The sequence below is a fragment of the Arthrobacter rhizosphaerae genome (assembly GCF_023062595.1).
Classification (GTDB): domain Bacteria; phylum Actinomycetota; class Actinomycetes; order Actinomycetales; family Micrococcaceae; genus Arthrobacter; species Arthrobacter rhizosphaerae.
In genome coordinates this window covers 133801-158879 of sequence record NZ_JALLAN010000012.1, presented here as the reverse complement: position 1 = coordinate 158879, position 25079 = coordinate 133801, and the positions used below count along the sequence as shown (strand labels likewise).

Annotated in this window: 20 protein-coding genes; 17 read left to right on the top strand and 3 right to left on the bottom strand. The window is 58.3% G+C overall.

Annotated features, from left to right (window positions below; translation table 11 throughout):
- The first annotated feature begins 137 nt into the window (after window positions 1-137).
- From MU551_RS16385 to MU551_RS16345, 9 genes are all read left to right on the top strand, one after another.
- The gene (locus MU551_RS16385) at window positions 138-2600 is read left to right on the top strand and encodes a glycoside hydrolase family 2 TIM barrel-domain containing protein (protein WP_247046354.1); all 2463 of its coding nucleotides are present in this window, start codon (window positions 138-140) and stop codon (window positions 2598-2600) included.
- A gap of 641 nt (window positions 2601-3241) precedes the next feature.
- Entirely contained in the window at window positions 3242-4555 is a 1314-nt protein-coding gene (locus MU551_RS16380) for an ABC transporter substrate-binding protein (protein WP_247046353.1), read from the top strand.
- Between the two features lie 77 nt (window positions 4556-4632).
- Window positions 4633-5592: a carbohydrate ABC transporter permease gene (locus tag MU551_RS16375; RefSeq protein WP_247046352.1), complete on the top strand. Its 960-nt coding sequence runs from the start codon at window positions 4633-4635 to the stop codon at window positions 5590-5592.
- Entirely contained in the window at window positions 5589-6503 is a 915-nt protein-coding gene (locus MU551_RS16370) for a carbohydrate ABC transporter permease (RefSeq protein WP_247046351.1), read from the top strand. Before MU551_RS16375 ends, MU551_RS16370 begins: the two co-directional genes overlap by 4 nt.
- 90 nt (window positions 6504-6593) lie before the next feature.
- The gene (locus tag MU551_RS16365) at window positions 6594-8075 is read left to right on the top strand and encodes an arylsulfatase (RefSeq protein WP_247046350.1); all 1482 of its coding nucleotides are present in this window, start codon (window positions 6594-6596) and stop codon (window positions 8073-8075) included.
- A gap of 211 nt (window positions 8076-8286) precedes the next feature.
- The gene (locus MU551_RS16360) at window positions 8287-9270 is read left to right on the top strand and encodes a formylglycine-generating enzyme family protein (RefSeq protein WP_247046349.1); all 984 of its coding nucleotides are present in this window, start codon (window positions 8287-8289) and stop codon (window positions 9268-9270) included.
- 1 nt (window position 9271) lies between these two features.
- Complete coding sequence (locus MU551_RS16355) at window positions 9272-9676, top strand: YidH family protein (protein WP_247046347.1); 405 nt, start codon at window positions 9272-9274, stop codon at window positions 9674-9676.
- 4 nt (window positions 9677-9680) lie between these two features.
- Window positions 9681-10019, top strand: a complete 339-nt coding sequence (locus MU551_RS16350) for a DUF202 domain-containing protein (protein ID WP_247046345.1) — start codon at window positions 9681-9683, stop codon at window positions 10017-10019.
- Window positions 10020-10775: 756 nt separating this feature from the next.
- A complete protein-coding gene (locus MU551_RS16345) occupies window positions 10776-11021 on the top strand; it encodes a hypothetical protein (RefSeq protein WP_247046343.1) in 246 nt (81 codons plus the stop codon).
- Between the two features lie 278 nt (window positions 11022-11299).
- Here MU551_RS16345 and MU551_RS16340 read toward each other — a convergent pair whose 3' ends face one another.
- On the bottom strand, window positions 11300-11446 hold the full coding sequence (locus MU551_RS16340; RefSeq protein ID WP_247046342.1) for a hypothetical protein: 147 nt from the start codon (window positions 11444-11446) through the stop codon (window positions 11300-11302).
- Window positions 11447-11561: 115 nt separating this feature from the next.
- On the opposite strand from MU551_RS16340, the gene MU551_RS16335 reads away from it, so the two are divergent.
- The 3 genes from MU551_RS16335 (at window position 11562) to MU551_RS16325 (ending at window position 14398) form a co-directional block, all read left to right on the top strand.
- Window positions 11562-12581, top strand: coding sequence for an acetylxylan esterase (locus MU551_RS16335; RefSeq protein WP_247046341.1), 1020 nt, complete (start codon window positions 11562-11564; stop codon window positions 12579-12581).
- A gap of 552 nt (window positions 12582-13133) precedes the next feature.
- Window positions 13134-13724 (top strand): antibiotic biosynthesis monooxygenase, encoded by a 591-nt coding sequence (locus MU551_RS16330; protein ID WP_247046340.1) that lies wholly within the window; start codon window positions 13134-13136, stop codon window positions 13722-13724.
- An 83-nt stretch (window positions 13725-13807) separates the two neighbouring features.
- Entirely contained in the window at window positions 13808-14398 is a 591-nt protein-coding gene (locus MU551_RS16325) for a TetR/AcrR family transcriptional regulator (protein WP_247046339.1), read from the top strand.
- A 459-nt stretch (window positions 14399-14857) separates the two neighbouring features.
- Here the strand turns inward: MU551_RS16325 and MU551_RS23650 are convergent, their stop codons facing one another.
- Window positions 14858-15007 carry an aminotransferase class I/II-fold pyridoxal phosphate-dependent enzyme gene (locus MU551_RS23650; RefSeq protein WP_372489877.1) on the bottom strand — a complete coding sequence of 50 codons (150 nt, stop codon included), beginning with the start codon at window positions 15005-15007 and terminating at the stop codon, window positions 14858-14860.
- 978 nt (window positions 15008-15985) lie between these two features.
- On the opposite strand from MU551_RS23650, the gene MU551_RS16320 reads away from it, so the two are divergent.
- The 5 genes from MU551_RS16320 (at window position 15986) to MU551_RS16300 (ending at window position 22894) form a co-directional block, all read left to right on the top strand.
- On the top strand, window positions 15986-17293 hold the full coding sequence (locus MU551_RS16320) for an ABC transporter substrate-binding protein (RefSeq protein WP_247046338.1): 1308 nt from the start codon (window positions 15986-15988) through the stop codon (window positions 17291-17293).
- A 67-nt stretch (window positions 17294-17360) separates the two neighbouring features.
- Window positions 17361-18320, top strand: a complete 960-nt coding sequence (locus tag MU551_RS16315) for a carbohydrate ABC transporter permease (RefSeq protein ID WP_247046337.1) — start codon at window positions 17361-17363, stop codon at window positions 18318-18320.
- Entirely contained in the window at window positions 18317-19237 is a 921-nt protein-coding gene (locus tag MU551_RS16310) for a carbohydrate ABC transporter permease (RefSeq protein ID WP_247046336.1), read from the top strand. The genes MU551_RS16315 and MU551_RS16310 overlap by 4 nt, the downstream gene beginning before the upstream one ends.
- Before the next feature lie 178 nt (window positions 19238-19415).
- The gene (locus MU551_RS16305; RefSeq protein ID WP_247046335.1) at window positions 19416-20753 is read left to right on the top strand and encodes a DUF4982 domain-containing protein; all 1338 of its coding nucleotides are present in this window, start codon (window positions 19416-19418) and stop codon (window positions 20751-20753) included.
- A 50-nt stretch (window positions 20754-20803) separates the two neighbouring features.
- Entirely contained in the window at window positions 20804-22894 is a 2091-nt protein-coding gene (locus MU551_RS16300; protein ID WP_247046334.1) for a beta-galactosidase, read from the top strand.
- A gap of 938 nt (window positions 22895-23832) precedes the next feature.
- On the opposite strand, the gene MU551_RS16295 is transcribed toward MU551_RS16300, so the two are convergent.
- Complete coding sequence (locus tag MU551_RS16295; protein ID WP_247046333.1) at window positions 23833-24852, bottom strand: acetylxylan esterase; 1020 nt, start codon at window positions 24850-24852, stop codon at window positions 23833-23835.
- Window positions 24853-25079: the final 227 nt, after the last annotated feature.

Here is a 25079-nt window from a genome sequence, read left to right as displayed (position 1 = left end):
TCCCTCCTAGCGGTCATCCCCCTGCTCATCGCTTTCTCCATCCTTCAGCGCTACTGGCGCTCCGACCTGACCGCAGGTGGAGTGAAGTAAGCTGCCGTCACCGCGAAGATAGCGATCTATAAATGAAGGAACTGTAGATGAAACGCATCCCGTTCAACCGAGAGTGGCAGTTCGGCCCTCTGGTTTCCGTCCATGAAGCCATCAAAGTGGCGCCACCAAGTGACAACCTCGTCGACCTCCCCCACGATGCAATGCTCGCCAGCGGCCGCACACCAGGTGGGACAGGCGGCGCGCCTTCCGGCTATTTCGACGGCGGCACCTGGACATACGAAAAACAGTTTGACGTACCAGCTGACTGGGCCTCCAAACGCATCACCTTCGAATTCGAGGGCGTCTACCGGGACGCCATGGTCTACCTCAACGGAGCTTTCGCTGGCCAGTGGAGCAACGGCTACTCCTCGTTCCACATCGAAGCGGACCCCTTCCTGAACTACGGTGAGACCAACACCATTCGCGTCGATGCTCGCTCCCATGAAGACTCGCGGTGGTATCCAGGCGGCGGGATCTACCGCCCGGTGCATCTGCTCATTGGTGAGCTCATGCACCTGACGCCCACAGGATTGCGGGTGTCCACCCCGGACGTTGACGACGAGCTCGCCACTGTCGTGGTCAGATCAACCGTCGCGAATAAAGGGCTAACCACCCGCACAGCCGAACTCTCGCTGGAAATCCATAACGACGCAGGCGAGGAGGTGGTCTCAGAGAAATCCAAAGTCACCCTCCTACCCAACGAGACTTTGACCTCGCATCAGCGGACGTATGTGCCGGAACCGTCGCTGTGGAGCCCGGACAGCCCTGCCCTCTACCACGCGACTGTCAGCATCACGGACGAGAACGGGCGCATAGACCGTGCATCAACGACGTTCGGCATCCGAAGTGTCACCGTTGACCCCGTCCGCGGGCTCAGGCTGAACGGCAAACCCACCAAGCTTCGAGGGGCTGCACTCCACCATGACCACGGTGTGCTCGGCGCCGCAGAGTTCGCCGACGCCGCTATGCGGCGCGTTCAGCGGATGAAGGCTGCGGGCTTCAACGCGATACGCTCAGCACACAACCCGATGAGCGTGGCGATGCTCGACGCCTGTGATCGGCTGGGAATGCTGGTGTTCGACGAGGCGTTCGACATGTGGTCGGTGTCCAAATCCACGGATGACTACTCCCGGTCGTTCCCCCAGTGGTGGGAGCGCGATATTGACGCGATGGTAGCGAAGGATTTCAATCATCCGAGCGTCATCATGTACTCCATCGGAAACGAAATTATCGAAGCGGGGACCCGGCATGGCGCCCGGTGGGGGCGATTGCTTGCAGAACGAACCCGTGAGCAGGACCCAACCCGGATCGTGACCCACGCCCTGCAGGGAATGTACATGGCAAGGGACAAGGTCCCGGAACTCCGCGCCGAGGTCAATCAGGACAGCTCCACCATTCGGGGACTCAATGATTATCTGGGCCAAGTGACTCACCTCATGAACCGGGTCATGGCCTCGGAACTCCTCGGTGAGCGGCTGCTGGAGCCGGCATCCGTGCTCGACATCGTCGGTTTAAATTATGGAGACGCGCGCTACGAAGTAGACAAGGACGAATTCCCCAATCGCATCTACTTCAACTCGGAATCATTTCCGACACACATTGACCGTCTGTGGAAGATGATTCTTGAGAGAAACAACGTACTCGGTGATTTCACCTGGACCGGGTGGGACTTCCTGGGGGAGGTCGGTACGGGCCGGCACGTGTACCCCGAGGATTCCCAGGAACACCGCGCCCCGTTCCCGTGGATAGCTGCCGTGTGCGGGGACATAGACCTCATCGGCCAGCGCAAGCCCATCTCCTACTACCGGGAAATCGTCTTTGGACTGACCGATGTCCCCTACGTCGGCGTACGAACTCCCCGCGATGACGGTTACGTCATCGAACCCAAAGCGTGGACCTGGTCAGATGTAGCACCGTCCTGGACCTGGGATGTCGACCCAGGAACTCCCATGCACGTGGAAGCCTATGCCTCGGGTGATGAAGTGCAGTTCGTCCTCAATGACGCTGTCGTGGCCACCGAAAAGGTCGGAGTCAACCGCGATTACCTCGTACAAACCATCGTCCCATTCGAACCCGGTGTCCTGGAAGTCGTTTCGTACCGCAACGGCGCCGAACTGGGTCGCCGGAAGCTAATAACGGCTAACGCACCGGCCAAACTGAGGCTTTCAGCCGACCGGGCCTCGATCACCGCCAACACTATCGACCTGCTGCACCTGGAGATCACGCTGGTGGACGAGGAAAACCGCCCCAATCCCAATATGGACGTGGAAGTAGCCGTGGCTGTCCAAGGGCCGGCGACACTGCAGGGATTAGGATCGGCCAATCCTGCAGCGCCCTGCGACTACCTTGGAAATGTCTCATTCACCTACCACGGCCAAGCCCTCGCGGTCGTTCGTGCCGGAGCCAAGCCAGGCGCCGTGACCATCACGGTCACAGCTGAAGGGTATGCGGACGCGACGTTAACCATTGATTCCTCTCCAACAGAAATCGAACTTCGGCCTGCTCGCTGACGCACTTCGAAAATCACAGGGGATAAGCCGGCCTGTCCGCGTTCTGGACAGACGCATCCGCGGCATTGGACGCACAGAACAAATGATTCAATTCCATAGCGGAGACCGCTACAAATCGGCGCCCCATCGATGCAGCGCGCATTTTGACACCACCATAGGCGGCAAGAGCGGTGACCAGCAGGTGCACATTTTGGATTCGTGACCCTGGCCGGATCTGCCAGCCCGCGGAGGGGCAGCCAGGCTCAGCTCATGTGGCGACGCCAAGCATCGCGCGTCTAAAAGCCGGTGGCGTTTGCCGTGCCAGAACTCAGGCTATAGCCGGTCAATGGCCGAGCAACCAGAAACGCAAAGCGGGGTATTGACAGCGGAGCAGCGCAACTGAGATGATTTTCTCAATTACGAAATTCATATCAAAAGAGGTTCCAGAGATGCAAGGCCTCAATCGGTTTTCTGTCACATCCACCGACTCGCTCCGGCTTCATTCGCTCACGGGGAGTCCGTGAATGCTAGTTGTCGACGAGGAATCTGCCATGAAGTTGCGGGTCTGTCTACCAAGTGTGAGCTGCTTGTACACCCCTGGGCATGTAGTACCACTGCAACCAACCCAGTAATTACAGGGGACACAGAAAGTAGGAGTTCTCATGACACCACGTTGGTTCAAGAGCTTCGGAACAGCCGTCGCGATCTTGAGCGCATCTGTTCTCACCACCACGGCCTGTACAGGCACTTCCTCCACTGAATCTGGCTCCAATCGTGAGTCGGTGACCGTTGAGTATTGGGGTGCTGCGGTTGGCCAGGAGAAGTCAGTCGAGATCTTCAACGCCGCACATAAAGATGTTCAGATCAAGTACACCCAGATTTCCGCGGGTTCGGCCGGCGGCTACTCCAAGATGCTGAACGCTGTCCAGGCCGGCAACGCTCCGTGTCTTGGCCAGATCAGTTTCGACACGATTCCTAGCTTTGCGGCATCGGGTTCGCTTGAGGACATCACCGAGTATGCGGAAGGCAGCAAAGACCAGTACTCACCTGTGTCCTGGCAGCTTTCCAGCCTCGGCGGAAACGTCTACGGCATTCCCGTGGGCCTTGGCCCCATGGCCCTCTTCTACCGAGCCGACCTGTTTGAAAAGTTCGGTATCGAGGCTCCGAAAACATGGGAAGATTTTGAAACCGCCGCTCAGACAGTAAAGGCGAAGGATCCTGCCGCGTACTTGGCCACCTTCCCGCTGAACACTTATGACATCGGTGCGCTTTCTCATCAGGCCGGGGGCCAGTGGTTCCGTACTGACGATGATGCCTGGAAGGTGTCCATCAACGATGGACCGTCGAAGCAGGCGGCAGAGTACTGGCAGGGTCTGCTGAAGGAGAAGCTCGTTGTTCCCGAGCCGGCCTTTGACCAGGCCTGGTACACCAACCTCCAGAGTGGGCGGCTGCTTTCCTATGTCGGTGCTGCGTGGAGCGGCGAATTGCTTGAGAAGAACGCGCCGGGCCTCGCGGGCAAGATGGCAGTAGCTCCCGTGCCCCAGTGGAAGGAAGGCGACAAGGTTTCCGGTAACCGTGGCGGTGGGTCTATCTCTGTTTTGAAGGGGTGCAAGAACCCGAAAGAAGCCACTGAGGCTGCGGTATGGATGACGACCAACGCGGACAGCGTAACAAGCCTGATCACTGAAACAGGCATCTACCCGGCTGCCCTCAGTGGCCAGAAACTGCCTGCGCTCACGGCAGGCTCGGACTTCTTCATCAATGGTGACAAGACGGCCGAAATTTTCTCCACGGCCGCGAGCAACATACCGGAGCAGTGGGTGTGGGGTCCGAACATGACCAGCCTTCAGCCAAAGATGAATGACGGACTGAAGGTCATCGGCTCCGGACAGGGAACTATCTCTGAGTTGCTCAACTCCCTCCAGGCATCCACGATCGCTGACCTGAAAGGCCAGGGTCTGAGCGTCAAGGAGTAACTCCGCCACCGGCGGCGCCCAGTCAGGAACCATCTGGGCGCCGCCTACTCCATACATCATCACCCGAAGGATTAGCCATGAAGGCACCCACCCTCTCCGCACAGCGGCCCGTGCAACCAGAAGCGACGACAACTCAGCCCCGCAAATCACGGTTGAGCCGGAAGACGACCTTGTCTGCGCTGCTCTTCCTGATACCGTTCGCGATCATGTTTTTATCCATGAAGGTGGCTCCCATCTTCTACGCGATTTACCAGAGCTTCTTCAAAACGGAACGCAGCGGCCTTGGCGTGGGGAGTTCTGAGAGCATCTTCGCGGGCTTCGGAAACTATCTCCTGGCGCTGCAGAACAGCGACTTCATGGCCTCCTTCGGGCGCGTATTTTTGATCGGGATCGTACAGGTCCCTCTCATGCTGACCATTGCGTTATTCCTGGCGCTTCTTCTGGACTCTGCCTTCTCACCGTTCCGGCGCGGATTCCGACTGATTTACTTCCTGCCCTACGCTTTCCCCGGCGTCATCGCAGCGATCATGTGGTCGTTTCTGTATCAACCGGACATTGGACCTCTCAGCGGATGGCTGAGCGCCATTGGCATCGATGTCAACTTCCTCGCCAACAACATGGTCTTCTTTTCAATCGGAAACATGATGACCTGGGGCTATACAGGCTTCCAAATGCTAATCATCTACTCGGCCCTCCAGGCAGTACCTGAAGACCTGACCGAAGCGGCGAGCCTGGACGGGGCCGGATGGTGGGCCACCGCATGGCACATCAAAATCCCCGCAGTGCGGCCAGCGATCATTCTCACCGCTGTATTTTCGATCATCGGAAACATCCAGCTATACAACGACCCCGCGATCCTCTCGAAAGTGGCACCAGGAATCTCCTCAACGTTCACCCCGATCATGGCAGCGCAACAACAAGCCGCAGCCAACAACTACAACCTGGCCGCCGCTCAATCAGTCATCCTGGCCCTGGTTGCGTTGGTCCTTTCGTTCGGATTCCTCAAATTCACTCAGCGAAAGGAAGCTGACTCATGACCACCGCTCCCCCGCGCACAACAGTCCGGCGCCCAACGCAGTCCCCCAGACCCAGCCGGATGCCATGGCGCCAACAACGCGTCCCGTTCTCGGCGCGCACGTTCTCCTTCATCGTGATGGCCGCGTTCGCGCTCTACAGTCTGGTGCCCCTCTGGTGGCTTATAGTCAGCGCCACGAAAAGCAGGGAGGACATGTTCACCACGGATCCCATGCTGTTCTCCGACTTCAACCTCTGGGGAAACATCGCTGACGTTTTCGCTCAGCAAAACGGCATCTTCGCCATCTGGACCGGAAATACGGTGCTCTACTGCGTGGGCGGTGCCGCTATCGCCACCCTCCTCGCAGCCATGGCCGGCTACGCCCTGGGCAAGTATGAGTTCCCCGGCCGAAAGCTGGTCTTCAACATCATTCTCGCCGCCGTTCTCGTGCCCGCGATCCTCTTCGCACTCCCCCTGTATCTGATGTTCAGCGAGATCCAATTGGTCAACACCTACTGGTCAGTTCTCCTGCCCAGCCTCGTCAGCCCTTTCGGAGTATTCCTCGCTGCCACGTTCGCAAGACAAGCCATCCCCAACGAACTCCTCGAAGCAGCCCGAATCGACGGCGCCAATGAAGCCCGGATCTTCTGGCGGATCGGCCTCCCCATCATGTCTCCCGCGCTGGTAACTGTATTCCTCTATCAATTCGTCGCAATCTGGAGCAACTACCTCCTGCCCGTGCTCATGCTCAACAACGACACCCTCCAGCCGCTCTCAGTCGGCCTGGTCAACTGGCGCGAGCGACTGAACGAAGGAATTTCCTACCACATCACAATCACAGGATCCCTCCTAGCGGTCATCCCCCTGCTCATCGCTTTCTCCATCCTTCAGCGCTACTGGCGCTCCGACCTGACCGCAGGTGGAGTGAAGTAAGCTGCCGTCACCGCGAAGATAGCGATCTATAAATGAAGGAACGTATTACAGGGATTTCAGGTTGCGAAGCGGAATGCATAGGTGAAATTGATGACTCAAGATAGTTCGACGACGCCCGCTCCTAATGTAGTTCTCATCTGTACCGATCAATGGAGAGGAGATTGCCTCTCCATAAACGGTCATCCAATCGTTAGGACACCTTATCTCGATGCAATTGCCGCAGAAGGTGCAAATTTCTCGAATGCTTATTCATCCACGCCGACTTGTGTCCCTGCCCGTATGGCCCTGATGACCGGCCTTACTGCGCGTTCTCATAGGAGGGTTGGTTATGCCGACGGTGTTGATTTCGACGTTTCCGTAACACTCCCTGGAGAGTTCACAAAGGCTGGCTATCAAACACAGGCGATCGGGAAAATGCATTACTATCCTGAACGCGGACGCATCGGGTTTAACGACGTTATTCTTCACGACGGATACCTAAATTTTGCCAGGAAACGGGGTCGTGAAGTCGACTGGTACGACGACTATTTGGTTTGGCTGCGCGGTCAAGCAGGCGAAAGCGCAGTTTCGGACTATTTTGACGACGGCATAAATTGCAACTCCGTTGTCGCACGCCCCTGGTCCCGCGCGGAATCCCTTCACCCAACGAACTGGGTCGTGACAGAAGCCATTTCGTGGTTATACCGCCGAGACCCCACCGTACCCTTTTTCCTATACCTGTCTTTCCACCGCCCGCACCCGCCATACAATCCGCCAGCATGGGCTTTCGAACAGTACCTCAACCTTCCTGATCATGAACCACCTGTGGGCGACTGGGTTGCTGACCTTGATGACTACAGAACCGATCATCGGCCAGATGCCCACGTAGCTACATACGATCAGCAGACTTTGAACCGAGCCCGCGCCGGATACTACGGCAACATCACGCATATCGATCATCAGATTGCCCGCTTTATGGAGGTACTACGCGAGTTCGGGTTAAAGGACGACACGTACATTGTCTTCACGTCTGATCACGGCGAGATGCTGGGCGATCACGACCTGTGGCGTAAGGGGTATCCGTACGAGGGGTCGTCCCGGGTTCCGTTGCTGATATCCGGCCCGGGCATAAGCGGCGGCCAGCGGGTCGATGCCGTCGTCGAACTACGTGACTTGATGCCGACTCTGCTCGACGCGGCACGTCTTCCGGTGCCGGGAAGCATCGACGGAATCAGCCTCCTCGGCCTTACCCAAGCTGACCAGCGGGGCAGCAATGCTGAATTGCGGCCCTACCTGCATGGTGAACACGTACTCCTGGGCCAGTCGATCCAGTGGGTGCGAGCAGGCAGCTGGAAATACATCTGGTTCTCAAAGAATGGAAACGAGCAACTTTTCAACCTCCACAATGACCCCACGGAGACCCGGAATCTCAGTGGAGATCCCGGTTGTCAGAATCAGCTCGCTCAACTTCGAGCAAGCCTCATCGCCGAGCTCTCGGGTCGCCCAGAGGAGTTCGTGCAGTCGGGGCGGCTGCTAGCCGGACAGGCCGTCGTTACGCTGCTTCCAAAAGATCGCACGGAGGGTCAAGTGTGAGTGAGCACGCTTCAGGCCGCGACCCCGCCCTCGGACCGGTTCTGGTCCCAATAACCAATGCATCAACAAACATCGTCCTCGACGTCGCCCTCTCTTTCGGGCTCTGTTACCACCGGCCGAAAGCGCTCGTTTCTGCTATCGCAGCAGTTAGTGAACCAGCCGCCAACTGGTTCGACCGCTGCGGCTACGGGTTACTAATTGAGCAGGTCATATGACTGACAACACTTCCCTGGACAAGACGCCCCTGCTTCCTGTCGCAAGCTGCTGTTCACCGGCACGAACGGATCGCCAGAGCCGCGATGAACCCGGCCGGCACCAAACGGTACATGCAGAGGCAGGAACTTGGCATTTTGACGTGGAGATCCCGGCCGGTGTATTCCTCATGGGCGATGCGTTCAATGAGGGCTACATCGCTGATGGGGAACTACCGGTCCACGAGGTGGAGGTGGGAGTATTCCGGATGGATGCAACGGCGGTGACCAACTGGCAATTTGCAGCCTTTGTAGATGCGACAGGGTATAAAAGTGAAGCGGAGAAGTATGGCACCTCAGCCGTTTTCCACCTGCTCGTCCAAGCTGATATGAAAGACATTCTTGGGGCGGTATCCGGATCACCTTGGTGGCTCACAGTCCGAGGGGCCGATTGGGCACACCCTACCGGTCCTGGTCATCACTGGTCAGAGATCCCCGACCACCCCGTCGTTCAGGTTTCGTTTAATGATGCTCTGGCCTATTGCCGGTGGGCCGGGCGGCGGCTGCCGACCGAGGCTGAATGGGAATACGCCGCACGCGGGGGCCTGCAGCAAAAGCGCTACCCCTGGGGTGATGAACTCCATGGGATTGACGGGGCACACAACTGCAATATTTGGCAGGGCACCTTCCCGGAAGTGAACAGCCAAACAGACGGTTACGCCGGCACGGCCCCAGTCCGGAGCTTTCCTCCGAATGGGTACGGCCTCTACGAGGTCAGCGGAAACGTTTGGGAATGGTGCTCGGACTGGTTTCTGCCCAAGTACTACCGAAATTCACCAGCAGCAAATCCGCAAGGGCCCACTATCGGTAGAGGCCGTGTCATGCGTGGCGGTTCCTACCTGTGCCACTACTCCTACTGCAACCGATACCGGGTAGCAGCCAGGACTTCCAATACGCCGGACTCTTCCAGCAGCAACTGCGGCTTCCGAACGACGGCTGCCTAGAATGCTCGACGAAAAGACGGATAACCCAGCTGCGGTTCCACCTAAGCGGGGCAAACTCGCCGAATGGCTGCTTCCCGGCGGCATCGAACCCGACCCTCGCTTCACACTGGCCAATGAACGCACCTTCCTCGCTTGGATCAGGACCTCTCTTGCTCTGCTGGCGGGAGGCATCGCCATCGAAGCCTTCACGTCAGACCTTTTCCTCGAGACCGTCCGCAAAAGCCTGGCCGCTAGCCTTCTCCTGCTCGGAATGCTCCTGAGCGCCGGGTCCGCAATACGGTGGCTCCGGGTGGAACGCAGCATGCGCAACAAGACACCCCTTCCTCTGCCGCTTATTGTCCCCCTCCTTGCCGGAGCAGGAGCGCTGGCCACCGGAGCCGTTCTGATCCTTATCCTTCGGCACTGATCTGATGACGAATGCCGACAACCCCGCAGGCTCGCAGGGAGACCCGGGTCTGCAGCCGGAACGAACCACGCTGGCATGGGCCAGGACGATGCTGGCCCTGGTCACGGCCAGCGCCATCTTCCTTCGATGGCTCCCCCGCCATGGGTTCCCCGTACTCATGCTCTTCGTCGTTGCTATCGCGACGGCCGCTGCTATCTACCTCACACAACGCCGCCGCTACAGCACCAACTCCTACGGCATCACTCAGGAAAAGGTCGATGCCGAAATCCCCGCGGTCCTTTGGACAGCCTCCGCCGGAGTCGCGTTAGGAGCACTTGGAATCGTCGTTGTCATCCCCGGCTAGTCCATCGCCATCTTCCTCGATACGGGAGGCAGTCCGCTGGCTTACACATAGTGGAGCCTTACTGGAGGGTTGTGTTCTCGCCGTCGAACGAAGATCCCCTCCTCTGGACAGTCTGCACAAATGCGGAACCCCAGCCAATCTGAAGTACATCTAAAGCTGACGTCCGGCCGGCCGGAAGCCAAACGACCTCAGCGGCGGACTGGGCAAACGAATTGGCTTCGATTCGTGTAGGACAAGTCGGAAGGGACGAAAACGCCCGATTCCCTGCGCGCCCCAAGCAGTAGCGGCACCCCCGAGTGGGAACCCCGCATGACGTAGGTGTGTTGACCCCTGATCAGTTCACGCCATGGGTCAAGCGTGGGCAGACGTTTTATCCAGAAGGAAACTCGCCGACGGACCTTGCTTGTGCACCCATTTCAAGGCAAAATAGGAATGAATTACCAATTGGCACTCTTGTTTCAATGTTGCGGATCTCGGAGAGGACCCCTCGCCTGAAGCTTATGGACGCGGGAATTTCAACGCGATGGGGCCACCGGGCGTTGCGTGGGACCAGCGCTGACCGTGCTGACCCGTCAGAGCGACAACCTTGCTATGCACCGCGCCCTCGATGACGCTAACCCCGGCGAGTAATCAACCAGCTCAAGGACATCGACACTCTAGGACGGGAGCTGCGCGCGAGCATTCGAAGTGCTATCAGGAGACCCGCGTCCACAGCCCTGCAGGACTACGAGAGAGGTTATACGGGAAGGAACCGGATTGAAAGATCAATCACAACGCCAGGACAGCTTCACTGCTTCAGCCGCTACGGGCCATCATGCACCAATCAGTGGCTGGTGGCGCCCGGAGGACGACCCGCAGCCATTCCGCTACGTGCAGCGGGGAGAAATCATGCCGGCACTGGATGGTTCTCAAACCAGATGGACACTCGTCCAGCAACTGGAGCCGTTGGACCGTGTCCGGACTTTAGCCAGCCAGGGACAGGCGATCGCACGCGCCCTTTAGTCGCCAGCCGCACGATTACCGAGCGGCACAGCCCTCTCATAGAAAAATACCCGAATATGAAACGTAGATCTCTTGTTCAAAGCAGAAATGCTGAAAGACGCATGGGTGCACAAGGTCAGGGCACCTCGCGCCCGCCGGTGTTCCTACCTGTCAAGGCCAATGGAAATATCGCTCCGGGCCTCTGGAGCCCATCTTCTCCACAACGGCCCATTCCGGCCTCCCAGTCAGAAGGGCTGCCTATTTCATCGGAACGATCTGGCTGAGCTCATGCCGATCGTTTAGATGATCCCTGCGGGCAGGTCCTCCGCCAGTTTGGAGTGGGCCAGGGAATCACCTGTTGCTTGGGTGGCTGGGCGTGCTTGAATGGCAACCAATCCCACTTCAGTCGGATCCTGGACGTCGTGGTGGTCGCGACGGACCGCCATAGATGTACCTGCAACGCTCCACTAAAGTTCCGCCAGGGCTCCCTCGGACCGGAATAATCTGGCATTCCTTAGCTGACTAAGCCATTCCTTCAAAGAACGACAGAATCGGAAGTACATGCCCCTCTTTGACCTCCCGTTGCCCCAGCTACGCAGCTACACCTCCGATGTGACGATGCCGGACGACCTCCGCGAATTCTGGGATGCCACGATCGGGGACGCCAGGGCCTATCCCTTGAACGCCCGGTTTGAGCCCGTGGAGAACTATCTCACTGTGATTGACACTTTTGACGTGACCTTCGCAGGGTACGGCGGGGAACCCATCAAGGGCTGGCTGCACCTGCCCGCTAACAGGGACCCAGGTTCCAGGCTGCCTGTGGTCGTCCAATATGTCGGCTACTCCGGTGGGCGCGGTCTGGTGAACGAGGAGACAAGGTGGGCCCAGACGGGCTACGCACACTTCATCATGGACACCCGCGGTCAGGGCTACGGCTTTACTCTTGGTGAAACTGCCGATTCCCACCCGTCCGCCGGCGGGGTCGGTTATGCCGGCTTAATGACCCGGGGCGTCGGGAGCCGCGAAGACTACTACTATCGCCGGGTGTACACGGATGCTTTCCGGGCAGTGGAGGCAGCACAATCCCACCCAGTGGTGGATCCGGCACGAGTCGTCCTTGCCGGCATCAGCCAGGGCGGCGGAATTGCGGTGGCCGTCTCCGGGCTCGTGACCGGCCGGCTCAACGGCGTCGTCGCCGCATTGCCCGACGTCCCGTTCCTCCAGGACTTTCCGCGCGCCATCGACATCACGCCGCGTGGCCCGTACCCGGAAATCGCCGCCTTCCTAGCCAGGCACCGGGACCGGTACGAGCCAGTACTTAAGGTCCTTCGCTATTTCGACGGCGTCAACCTCGGACGCTGGGCAACGGCCCCGACGCTATACTCGGCAGCCCTAACTGACGACATCTGCCCGCCATCAACTGTCTTTGCCAGCTTCAACGCCTACGGCTCAGGCACTACTGATGCATCCGCTGCCGGCCCGACGAAGGAAATTGAGGTGTACAGGTTCAACAACCACGAAGGAGGCCAGGAACACCACTGGATAAAGCAACTGCAGTTCCTTCGCAAGCTCCTCCGATAAGACACACGCCCCTTTGTAGTCCACTGACAAACCTGCTGCTGGCGTTCGAGCGTGCTTTTGTGGCGGCCTCACTTCTACTGTAAAAATCGAAACACGCTCGAAGTAGGCGCTACAGCAGCGCAACTCGGATTATGGTCGGCCAGAAACTTAGCAGGGCGAGACTTCCGCCCGGACTGAAGGCGTGCCGGCATCCCGCAGCCAATGCACACAAGGCCGACGCGCAGCTCGATGGACCGCCAAGGCGGAAGCGCTTCGAGAGCAGACGCTTCCCATTCCCGCCCGTCAACTGAACAAAACGCTACATTCATGGGTCAAATTGCTTCCTAAGGAGAGTGCTACCCAGCGAGGATCCCAATCCTGTCTGATGGCAATTTTTCATAAGGTAACATATTCTTACTTGAGAAGCTCTTATCGATTATATAAAAGAGCTGAACCCAGCCCTAGGTCTGGGTACCGTGCACCTCACGGTCTGCGTGCGAACAGTCGTAATGGCTGATATGTGAGGCAACGTAAGAGGCACTACGCAAAAGAGTCATAGGTGGACGCAGAAACATGGCTTCAACTAAAGAGGTTCAGTCTTCTTCGGTGACAGTGTCTGTCACGAGAAAAGTAGACCCTTCGCGCAGCGAGGAGGTGACGGCCTGGATCCAATCCGGGGTAAATATTGCCGGTCGCTGGCCAGGCTTCCTTGGATCCGGATGGATCCGGTCTTCCACACGTAGCGATGAGTGGTACATGCTTTACCGGTTCGCGGACCCCTCATCCCTCAGCGCCTGGGAAAGTTCAGGCTCTCGCAAAGCGTGGCTTGAGCAAGGAGACGGGTTAATCGAGGAACGCCGAGTGGAGAAACTTACAGGGATCGAGGGCTGGTTTGATTCCACCCCTAGGCCCAATGATCTCTCCTCTCCCTCACCCCGGCCTGCCCGATGGAAGCAAGCAGTGAGTGTGTGGCTTGCCTTCTTCCCTGTCAGCCTAATTTTTGCGCTTCTGGTCGAAGCCCTATACCCGGCATGGAGCGGACTATGGACAACTGCAAGGGTCTTTGTAACTACAACCATCCTTACCCCGATCATGACAGTATGGGTGCTGCCCGTGGTGACCCGGCTTCTCCGATCATGGCTAAGATCCGACAAGGCTTCTTGAATTGAGCAAACGACCATGCACTCGATCGGTCGAGACCATGAAGGAAAGGCAGCAGTCAGTTGCGAAGTGACACACGTCGAAATATGAAAAGTCTCATGCGCGCCGTGGGGCAGGAGATCGCTCAGGATCCAGCCAACGTAACCATGCAAAGCGCTGCCGCTCGCGCGGGAATCGGGACCGCCACCGCTTACCGCTATTTCTCTTCCTTGGAGGAGCTCCTCGAGGCCTACACGATTAACATCACTGAGAAACTCCGCGATTTCGCCCACGGATGCCCGCTGACCGGAAGCGAACTTTACAACGCCATACTGTCCCGCTGGATCGCGCTGGTACTGGAACATGGCAAAGTCATGGTCCAGCTGCGCTCCCGCTCCGGATACCTCCAGCGCATGGATCAAGGCGACCCGGTCATCGCCACCTCCCGTGCTATCTGGGAGCAACCCCTGAGGGGACTCCTCCAAGAACTGGGCCTCCCGGAGACCCTGCTCAGGCAGGCACTATTCCTGAACAACACCCTCTCGGACCCCCGCGAAATCCTTGACCTTAATGAAACGGAGAAGTTGGAGCCGGAGCAAATTGCGAACCAACTGGTGGAAGCACTTACGGGAGCTCTACATGGGTGGGCCGACGCCTCCCGCCGAGAGACGCTCTCAACGGCCTTGGCCAGTGAATGAACAACGAGGCTTTCCGACAGCCAGAAGCGCCCTGCGAACGGGACTATTGCGTTTGCAGGATCAGGGACTCTCAGTAGATGAACTGTGGACGGCCTCCCAGCGCAGCCACCTCCTCAGCCCTTCTAGTGAATAAACAGCAAGCCGTTGAGCCAGGCCACCATCCTTCGTGCCCAGGGTTAGGTTACGGCTCCTCATCCCGCCACGGGCCAAGATTTCAGTAACGAGGCCAACCTCGCTGGGACACGCCTCATTTCCCGTGAGCACAAGAGTAGATCTTCGTGAAGTCGCCACCCACGTCTCCTCCCATTCCATCGGTAAGTCGGTTGGCCGTCAGCTGGCTTGACACGAGTAACTTCCAGCGTCCCAGCAAACGCAACGCTGGTACCGGGAGGTTTGGGGCCAGGCAATTCTTCAGCTGCGTGAAGTTTGGCGTAGCGTCAATGAACCGCTCCAAGCCGGCTAACCCAACCCCCATTCCGTGATCGAATAAGTTCTGGAAAACGAGCTGCAGCAGATGACCTGATCCGCCACGTTTGAGAGTTCCAAAGCGGACAGGAACTTCATCTCATCAAAGACGATGTCTGCATACGCCTGGTCGGAAAGAAGCAGGAGGTGGGGTGGGCCTACGTGATTACCGCCAGTTCCCGTAGTTCCATCTCGCTAGACACCGGCCTCTTGAGTTCCCCGGATTGCACAGAATAGTCATTCGGGAGTCACCGGCTTCGCGAGCCAACCGCTCAAGATCCAAGGTTCCGTCGGCACGGTTCGCAATCCCAATTGCCTCCGCACTGACCATGGGCAGATGGTCGGCATACAAGGAGTAAGTCGGCACCGGAAGGGCAAGATTGTCAGTCTTTCCGCCAGGGAGCAGCGGAGTTCGGGAGCTCCCCTGAGGTTTGCGTAGCGCGCCGGCCGTTATGCACAGCCTTCACCGCCCTCGATGACGGATCTGTGGTCCCGGCATCGGGCTTTCCCGTAGGACAGCGCAATGGGCCGGCTGGTGTCACCACACCCAAGGATGCCGCGCGCCATGAGGCCAAGATTATGCGTTGGCGGACTCCGAGCCGGCAGGGCCGTGGTCAACGAGGGCTCTGGTGGAGTTCATGTCGTCATCCTGATCCCTGCTACATATCAGATCGAAAGTTCGTACAAACTAAGAGTTTCTTACTAATTAATACAACTTTGTAAATGGGTCCGGCAGGGGGTTCGATTCCCTCGAAAAGTGTATTCCATGAAAGCCAAGCGGATTTGGGTTATTTGTTTCGCGGGCGGAAGCACCACCCCTCAGCATTTCGCTCCACGGATGAACGCGACATGAAGGCAAATTGACAAAGAGTTGTCTCATGAGATAGCTTTCCCAATTACGAGATTCATCTCACACGAGGACCATCAATGAGATCTAGCTCCTCATAGGGTTCCAGCGCCGGCCACTTCTGGTCGTTGGTATTCCGATGACTTGAACGCCTGGATGAAACGCGCGATCACGACGAATGCCCGATCAGGAGGACTCCGGATACGAGTCCTGGGCAGGCCACACCAATGCACGAACTCACAATCCCATAGCGGGAATAGACAGTAGGAGTTTTCATGGCAACACGTTGGTTTAAGAGCGCGGCAACGGCCGTTGCTATTCTGAGTGCGACTGCCCTCACTGGATGTTCAGGTACCAGCTCAACTGATAGCCGCCCTGCCGGCGAACCAGTGACTATCGAGTTCTGGGGGGCTGCGGTTGGTCTCGAGAAGTCAGCCGATATCTTCAATGCTGCACATAAAGATGTCCAGATAAAGTACACCCAAATTTCCGAAGGCTCGGCCGGAGGCTACGCGAAGATGCTGAACGCTGTAAAGGCGGGCAACGCTCCGTGTCTTGCCTCAATCAGCTACAACACGGTTCCGAGTTTCGCGGCATCAGGTTCGCTTGAGGACATAACCGAGTACGCAAAGGACAGCAAGGACCGGTACTCGCCGGCAGGATGGCAGCTTTCCAGCCTTGGCGGAAGCGTCTACGGCATTCCCGTGGATCTTGGCCCCATGGCCCTCTTTTACCGTGCGGACCTCTTCCAACAGTTCGGTATCACTCCGCCCACAACCTGGGACGAATTCCAAACTGCCGCCGAAACGGTGAAAGCGAAGAGCCCCGACGCGTACATGGCCCCCTACCCCCTACGCACCGACGACATCGGTGCGCTTGCCTGGCAGGCCGGAGGAAATTGGTTCGGTACCGAAGGTGATGCCTGGAAGGTGTCGATCAACGATGAACCCACGAAAAAGGTTGCAAACTACTGGCAGGGCCTGGCGGATAAGAAGCTTGTCGTTCCCGAGCCGGCATTTGATACTGCCTGGTACACCAGCCTCCAGAGTGGGCGGATAGTTTCCTACGTCGGCGCTGTATGGAGCGGCGCGCTAATCGCGAAGAACGCACCAGGACTCAAAGGAAAAATGGCGGTTGCTGAACTGCCCCAGTGGAAGAAAGGCGAACACGCCTCCGGTAACCGCGGCGGCTCGGCCTACACAGTCTTGAAGGGGTGCAAGAACCCGAAAGAGGCAGCTGAAGCTGCGGTGTGGCTAACCACCAACACGGACAGTCTGACGAGCATGATCAAGGAGACCGGCATCTACCCGGCCGCTGTTAGCGGCCAGAAACTGCCCGCACTCACAGCAGGGTCAGACTTCTTCGCAAACGCCGACAAGACCGCAGATATCTTCACCACAGCCGCGAAAAACACGCCAGATAAGTGGGTGTTCGGTCCGAATATGACGAGCCTTTCGCCGAAGATGAATGACGGGCTGAAGGTTGCCGCATCGGGACAGGGAACCATCCCACAGCTGCTCGACACCATCCAGGAATCCACGATCGCTGACTTGAAAAGCCAAGGTCTGAGCGTCAAGGAGTAACTCCGCAGGCAGGCGGCGCCCAGCCAGGAACCATTTGGGCGCCGCCTACTCAATAGAAGGATTAGCTATGACGGCACCCACTCTGTCTGCACAGCAATCAGTGCAACCAGGAAATACCACCATCAAACCCAGGAAATCGCGCCTTAGCCGGAAGACCCGGCGTGCTGCACTGCTCTTCCTGGCTCCGTTCATGATCATGTTTCTATCCATGAAGGTGGCGCCCATCTTCTACGCGATATATCAAAGTTTCTTCAAAACGGAACGCACTGGCCTTGGTTTTGGTGAATCTAAGAGCATCTTTTCAGGCTTCGAGAACTACCTCGTGGCAATGCAGAACAGCGACTTCATGGCCTCCTTCGGACGAGTATTCTTGATAGGGATCGTGCAGGTCCCGCTCATGCTAGGCATCGCCCTTGTCCTGGCTCTCCTTTTAGATTCTGCCTTCTCACCCTTCAAACGCAGCTTCCGTCTGATCTTCTTCCTGCCCTACGCCTTCCCCGGCGTCATCGCAGCGATCATGTGGTCCTTCCTTTACCAGCCTCAAATCGGGCCTTTCAGTGCATGGCTAAGCGCCATCGGCATACACGTCAACTTCCTTACTGACAGCACCGTCTTCTTCTCAATCGGGAACATGATGACATGGGGCTTCACAGGCTTCAATATGCTGGTCATCTACTCGGCCCTCCAGGCGGTACCTGGGGAACTGACCGAAGCGGCTAGCCTCGATGGCGCCGGATGGTGGGCCACTTCCTGGCACATCAAAATCCCCGCGGTCCGGCCATCAATCATTCTCACCGCCGTGTTTTCGATTATCGGAACCGTTCAGCTGTATAACGACCCAGCAATCCTTGCCAAAGTGGCGCCGGGAATCTCCTCGACGTTCACCCCGATCATGGCTGCCCGGGAACAATCCGCCGCCAACAACTACAACCTGGCTGCCGCGGAATCCGTAATCCTGGCCCTCGTCGCCTTGGTTCTGTCGTTCGGGTTCCTCAAGTTCACCCAGCGAAAGGGTGCTGACTCATGACTACCGCTCCCCCGCGCACCCCAAATTCAGTCCCGCTCGCGGCGCAATCCCGAAAGCCCAGCCGCATGCCGTGGCGGCAACAGCGCGTCCCGTTCTCGGCCCGCGCGCTCTCCTTCATCGTGATGGGAGTGTTCGCACTCTACAGCCTGGTACCTATCTGGTGGCTCGTCGTCACTGCAACAAAAAGCAGCGAGGATCTCTTCACCACCAATCCCATGTGGTTCTCCGATTTCAGTCTGTGGGGGAACATCACAGATGTCTTCCAACAGCAAGACGGCATCTTCGCCGTGTGGGCCGGAAACACCGTCATTTATTGCGTCGGCGGCGCCGCCATCAGCACCATGTTGGCCGCCATGGCTGGCTACGCCTTGGGCAAATACGAGTTTCCCGGCCGGAAGCTGGTCTCCAACGCCATCCTGGCGGCGGTGCTCGTACCAGGGGTCCTCTTCGCACTCCCCCTCTACCTGATGTTTAGCGAGATAAGTCTGGTCAACACTTACTGGTCGGTGCTCCTTCCAAGTCTCGTGAGCCCCTTCGGGGTGTTCCTGGCGTCCACTTACGCAACGCAAGCCATCCCCAACGAGCTTCTGGAAGCAGCCCGCATCGATGGTGCGAGTGAACCACGCATTTTCTGGCGTATCGGGTTTCCTATCATGGCCCCCGCTCTTGTCACGGTGTTCCTGTTCCAGTTCGTCGCTATCTGGGGCAACTACCTCCTGCCCGTGCTGATGCTGAACAATGACACTCTTCAGCCACTTTCAGTGGGTCTGGTCAACTGGCGCGAGCGTTTGAGCCAGGGCATTCCCTACAACATGACGATCACGGGATCCCTTCTGACGGTCGTCCCGTTGCTCATCGCATTCTCCGTCCTTCAACGCTACTGGCGCTCTGACCTGACTGCAGGTGGAGTGAAGTAGGGGCGTCACCGCGAAGGTAGCAATCCAAGAATGAAGGAACTTAAGATGCAACGGATCCCGTTCAACCGAGGCTGGCACTTCGGCCCGCTTGTTTCAGTCCACGAGGCGATCCGGGTCGCACCGCCAAGGGAGAACCTCGTCGACCTCCCCCAAGACGCAATGCTTGCTAAGGGACGCAATGGTAGCGAAGGACTTCAATCATCCCAGCGTCATCATGTACTCCATCGGGAACGAAATAATCGAAGCCGGAACGCCCCACGGCGCCCGGTGGGGGCGGTTGCTGGCCGAGCGTACCCGTGAACAAGACCCAACCCGGATCGTGACCCACGCCCTCCAAGGCATGTACATGGCCCGAGACAAGATCCCCGAACTCCGAGCGGAAGCGAACCAGGACAGCGCAACAATTCACGGACTGAATGACTACCTGGGGCAAGTAACCCACCTCATGAATCGAGTCATGGCCTCGGAACTTCTAGGAGAGCGCCTCCTTGAGCCGGCATCCCTCCTCGATGTCGTCGGCCTGAACTACGGAGACGCGCGGTACGAAGTCGACCAAGACCAATACCCGAACCGCATCTACTTCAACTCGGAATCATTCCCCACCCACATCGACCGCTTGTGGAAAATGATCCTCGAGAGAAACAACGTGCTCGGTGACTTTACCTGGACCGGATGGGACTTCCTCGGCGAGGTAGGCACCGGAAGACACGTCTACCCCGAAGATGCGCAGGAACACCACGCCCCCTATCCGTGGATCGCCGCAGTATGCGGCGACATTGACCTTATCGGGTGGCGCAAACCCATCTCGTACTACCGCGAAATCGTCTTTGGGCTCACCGACGTCCCATACATTGCTGTGCCCAACCCTCGCGAAGACGGATACGTGATCGAGCCCAAAGCTTGGACCTGGTCAGATGTTGCCCCATCCTGGACATGGAACCTCGACGCCGGCACGCCTATGCATGTGGAGGCCTACGCCTCGGGCGATGAAGTGCAATTTCTCCTCAACGGTGCAGTTGTCGCCACCGAAAAGGTCGGCGGGAGCCGCGACTACCTTGCTCAAGTGACAATTCCCTACGAGCCTGGCGTTCTGGAAGTCGTTTCGTATCGCAACGGTGCCGAAGTCGGCCGACGGCAGCTTCGATCGGCCAACACGCCAACCAGATTGAGGCTTTCAGTTGATCGTGAGTCGATAACCGCAAATTGCGAAGATCTCCTGCATCTTGAGATTGGGCTCGTGGACGAAGAAAATCACCTCAATCCGATCACCGAGGCAGAAGTCACCGTGTCAGTTCAAGGACCGGCTGTACTTCAAGGAATTGGTTCGGCCAACCCTGCCGCCCCAGATGACTACCTCGGGAATACGTCCCGCACTTATCGGGGCCGCGCCCTCGCCATCGTCCGTGCAGGTGACAAGCCCGGGCCCGTGACCATTACGGCTACAGCAAATGGTTATGCGGATGCGACGGTAACGCTCGATTCCAGATCTGCCACTAATCCCCTGCCTGCCAGCTGAAGCCAGCAAGGGACGTGGTGCGATCTATCAGCACCTGCGAAAGGCAATAAATGTCTCACCTGTCCGATCGAATCCTCTTCGGCGCCGCCTACTATCACGAGTACCAGCCCACACCCCGGCTGGAAGCCGACATGGACCTCATGCAGCAGGCAAAATTCACCGTGATTCGCGTAGGCGAATCTGTCTGGTCCACCTGGGAACCTGAAAATGGCGTCTTCGACCTCGACTGGCTGCAGCCCGTCCTGGACGCAGCCCATGCCAGGGGCATCGCCGTCGTCATAGGAACACCCACCTATGCTGCCCCGCCTTGGCTGCAACGTGCCTACCCGGAGATCAATGGGCGGCGGGCCACCGGCCAGCCAATGGGTTGGGGTGCTCGGCAGGAAATCGACTACACGCATCCGGCGTTCCTGTTTCACTCCGAGCGGATTATCCGCAAAATCATGGAACGCTACGCCAGCCACCCTGCAGTTATCGGCTTCCAGGTCGATAACGAACCCGGCAACGAGATCTTCCACAACCACGGAGTGTTCCAGAAATTCGTAGACCACCTCCGTCACAGCTACGGCACCGTAGAGAAACTCAACGCAGAATGGGGCCTAACCTATTGGTCCCACCGGCTCTCCACCTGGGCGGACCTCTGGGCCCCTTACGGCAACGCACAGCCACAGTACTCCTTGGCTTGGCGCCGCTTCCAGGCCCAGCTGACAACGGACTTCATTAGTTGGCAGGCAGACGTTGTCAGGGAATATGCTCGCGAAGACCAGTTCGTCACAACCTGCATCGCCTACGAACGCCGCACGGTCCAGGACGACGCCCTCACCAAGAATCTGGATGTGACGGCAGGCAACCCCTACTACCGGATGCAGGACTATCTGGCGCTACCCGCCGTCGTACCCTTGAAGCAGGCATGGACAACCGAAGGAACCTGGTCGCTCTATGCCAGTGCGGACCGGATGTTCTCCTCGAAACAGGCACCGTTTCTGGTTACCGAAACCAATGCACAGGCAATCGGCCCCGCACATCAGAACGAACCAGCATATGACGGTCAGTGGCGCCAGGCCGCCTGGGCACTGGTATCCCGCGGGGCCACGATGATCGAGTACTGGCACTGGCACACAATTCACTTCGGTACTGAAACCTTCTGGGGTGGAGTCCTGCCCCACAGCCTGGAACCAGGCCGAACCTACGAAGAAATCGCACAACTCGGCAAGGACTTCGAAACGGCCGGCGCGCTCGTGACCGAACTGACTCCCGACGCCGACATCGCCATGGTCTACTCCAACGAGACCAAGTGGGCGCTCGAGGACGAACCGCAACTCACACAGGGCGACCTCCCGGACACGCGAACCTTCCAGTCGATCTTCGATTCGTTCTACCGCGGAGCGTTCGACGCCGGACTGCAACTCCGTTTGGTCCATCAGTCCCAGATCAAGGAGATGGACCCAACGGAATTCGCCGATGCTCACCCGGTTCTCATCGCAGCAGGGCTCGCCATCACCACGGACACAGAACTGGAATGGTACGACGCCTACGCGGCGGCGGGCGGCCACCTCATCATCGGCATCCGCACTGGCTACCAAGACCACGAAGCGCGCGCCAGGACCGATCGCAAACCCGCCAATCTCCACACTTCTGCGGGCGTTTTCTACGACGAGTTTTCAACATTGCGAACCCCGTTGACTGTTACGGCACTGGATAGTTCGGAGTTCCCTCTTAGTCTGGGCGCAGCGGCCACTGGCTGGATTGACGGACTCCAGCCAACCGACGCCGGCGTTCTCGTGGGCTACGACCACCCTCACTTCTCGCGCTGGCCAGCGATCACAAGTCGCATCCACGCCGCTGGCCGAATCACTTATGTCGGCACGGTACCCAACGGGGCACTGGCGGCGGATATCGCACGGTGGGCGACGGGAAACCAGCCGGAGAGCCGGTGGCACAAGGCGAACAACTCTCAGACCGTCACTGGGGCGCGGTCGCAGGACGGAAGGCAGCTGCGCTTCCTACACAACTGGTCATGGACTCAGTCGGAGTTTGTACTTCCTGCAGCAGCCCAGGACGTGTTGGGAAGCAAAAAGTACGAGGCAGGAGACATCCTCACGCTCAACGCATGGGACGTGAAAGTTCTCGTGGAAAGTTAGCTCCAGAAGGGAGACCAGGGCTGGCATATATCGTCCCCTGCCAGGCTAGAGTCTCCAGGCACCGGCCGTCGTCGATTGACGAAAGGCGCTGTCGGTTCGGAGGGTATTCGAGTTCGTTAGGTCAACCCACGGCCCACGACAGTCTTTTCATGCCGTAACCCACTCACTATCAGCGGCTAGACGTTATGTCTGTTCACATAGAACTTCGCCAGCTCTCATCTTCGACGTACACGAGGCAGCGCGAGCTCATGAAGAACTTGCCGTGAGGGTTTTGGATTCCTCGTGGTCTATGAGGTCGGGAAGAACTGGGCCGATTTTCTGGACAGAACGGAACGCTATTAACCAGGGAACATACTGTTTCAGCACCGGCCTTCTCCGGTGTTCAGTAGGCTGGCGGGATGTTCGACAGCTACCCATTGCTGAACTCAACTGTTCAAGGAGCTCGGACCGGGTCGGGGCACGACAAGTCCATCCGTCCTCAGAGCGCGTAACTCGGCCTACTCTCTTTGTACCCAATCACTTCCATCTGGAATCGCAGCTGCTGATAAAGACGCATATGTTCTGCCTGCCCTTTGCCTATGGAACCTCGTTCACGAAGGAACGTCTTTCCTGGCGGCCCATAGATACCGAAGACAGCGGTGTTGTAGCCATCTGATCGTCCATCGTCGCTGGCCCGCTCCTCCGTGCAACCAGGGACGCTACGCGCCGACCACCCCCGAAAAATTTCTTTCGGCGCTCCTGCGTCGCTTATCTCCTCCCTAAATTTTTCGGCTTCGGCCGGTTCCCCCCAAGTTGCACTTCGAACGCTGACACAGCGGTGGCTCCGCTATCAGATGGCCGCACAAATAGATCGCCGAGGGGTTCCCCGAATTATTCCGGACATGATGAATGCAGGTCGATAGCAGGATTTGTCTTTGCGTGCACTTACAGCGGGTGACTTATCCCAAGAGCTTGCGAAGGAATAGCAACTGCCTGATCCAGTGGTGTTCCTGGCCGCCTTCGTGGTTGTTGAACCTGTAGACCTCAATCTCCTTTGCCGGGCCGGCACCGGACGCATCAGCAGTGCCCGAGCCGTAGGCGTTGAAGCTGGCAAAGACGGTGGACGGCGGGCAGATGTCGTCAGTTAGGGCTGCCGAGTACAGCGTCGGCGCCGTTGCCCAACGTCCGAGGTTGACGCCGTCGAAATAGCGCAGGACTTCAAGTACGGGCTCATATCGGTCCCGGTGCCGGGCCAGGAAGGCGGCGATTTCCGGGTACGGGCCCCGCGGCGTGATGTCGATGGCGCGCGGAAAGTCCTGAAGGAACGGGACGTCGGGCAAGGCGGCCACGACGCCGTCGAGCCGGCCGGTCACGAGCCCGGAGACGGCCACCGCAATTCCGCCGCCCTGGCTGATGCCGGCAAGGACGACTCGTGCCGGATCCACCTCAGGGTGGGATTGTGCTGCCTCCACTGCCCGGAAAGCATCCGTGTACACCCGCCGGTAGTAGTAGTCTTCGCGGCTCCCGACGCCCCGGGTCATTAAGCCGGCATAACCGACCCCGCCGGCGGACGGGTGGGAATCGGCAGTTTCACCAGTCGCGAAGCCGAAGCCCTGGCCGCGGGTGTCCATAATGAAATGTGCATACCCCGTCTGGGCCCACCTTGTCTCCTCGTTCACCAGACCGCGCCCACCGGAGTAGCCGACATATTGGACGACCACAGGCAGCCTGGAACCTGAGTCCCTGTTAGCGGGCAGGTGCAGCCAGCCCTTGATGGGTTCCCCGCCGTATCCGGCGAATGTCACGTCAAAGCTATCGATCACAGTGAGGTAGTTCTCCACGGGCTCAAAGCGGGCGTTCAAGGGATGAGCTCTGGCGTCCCCGATCGTGGCATCCCAGAATCCGCACAGGTCTTCTGGCATCGTCACATCGGAGGTGTAGCTGCGGAGCTGGGTCAACGGGAGGTCAAAGAGGGGCATCTGCGTCCGATTCTGTCGTTCTTTGAAGGGTTTGGCTTGGATAGGTCTTCGTTTACCAGTAGCTATTCCCGGAGGACGACGCTTCCGCCTCCCCGAGCTGAACGGCGGGGCGTACCACCGCGCCGCACGTGGAATGTTTTACCTGCACGCTGTTTGGGCGACGACGTGCCGTCGGCCGGCTGACAACCTTACGGATGCCTTGTTGACGAACCGGGTCCACTAATCCT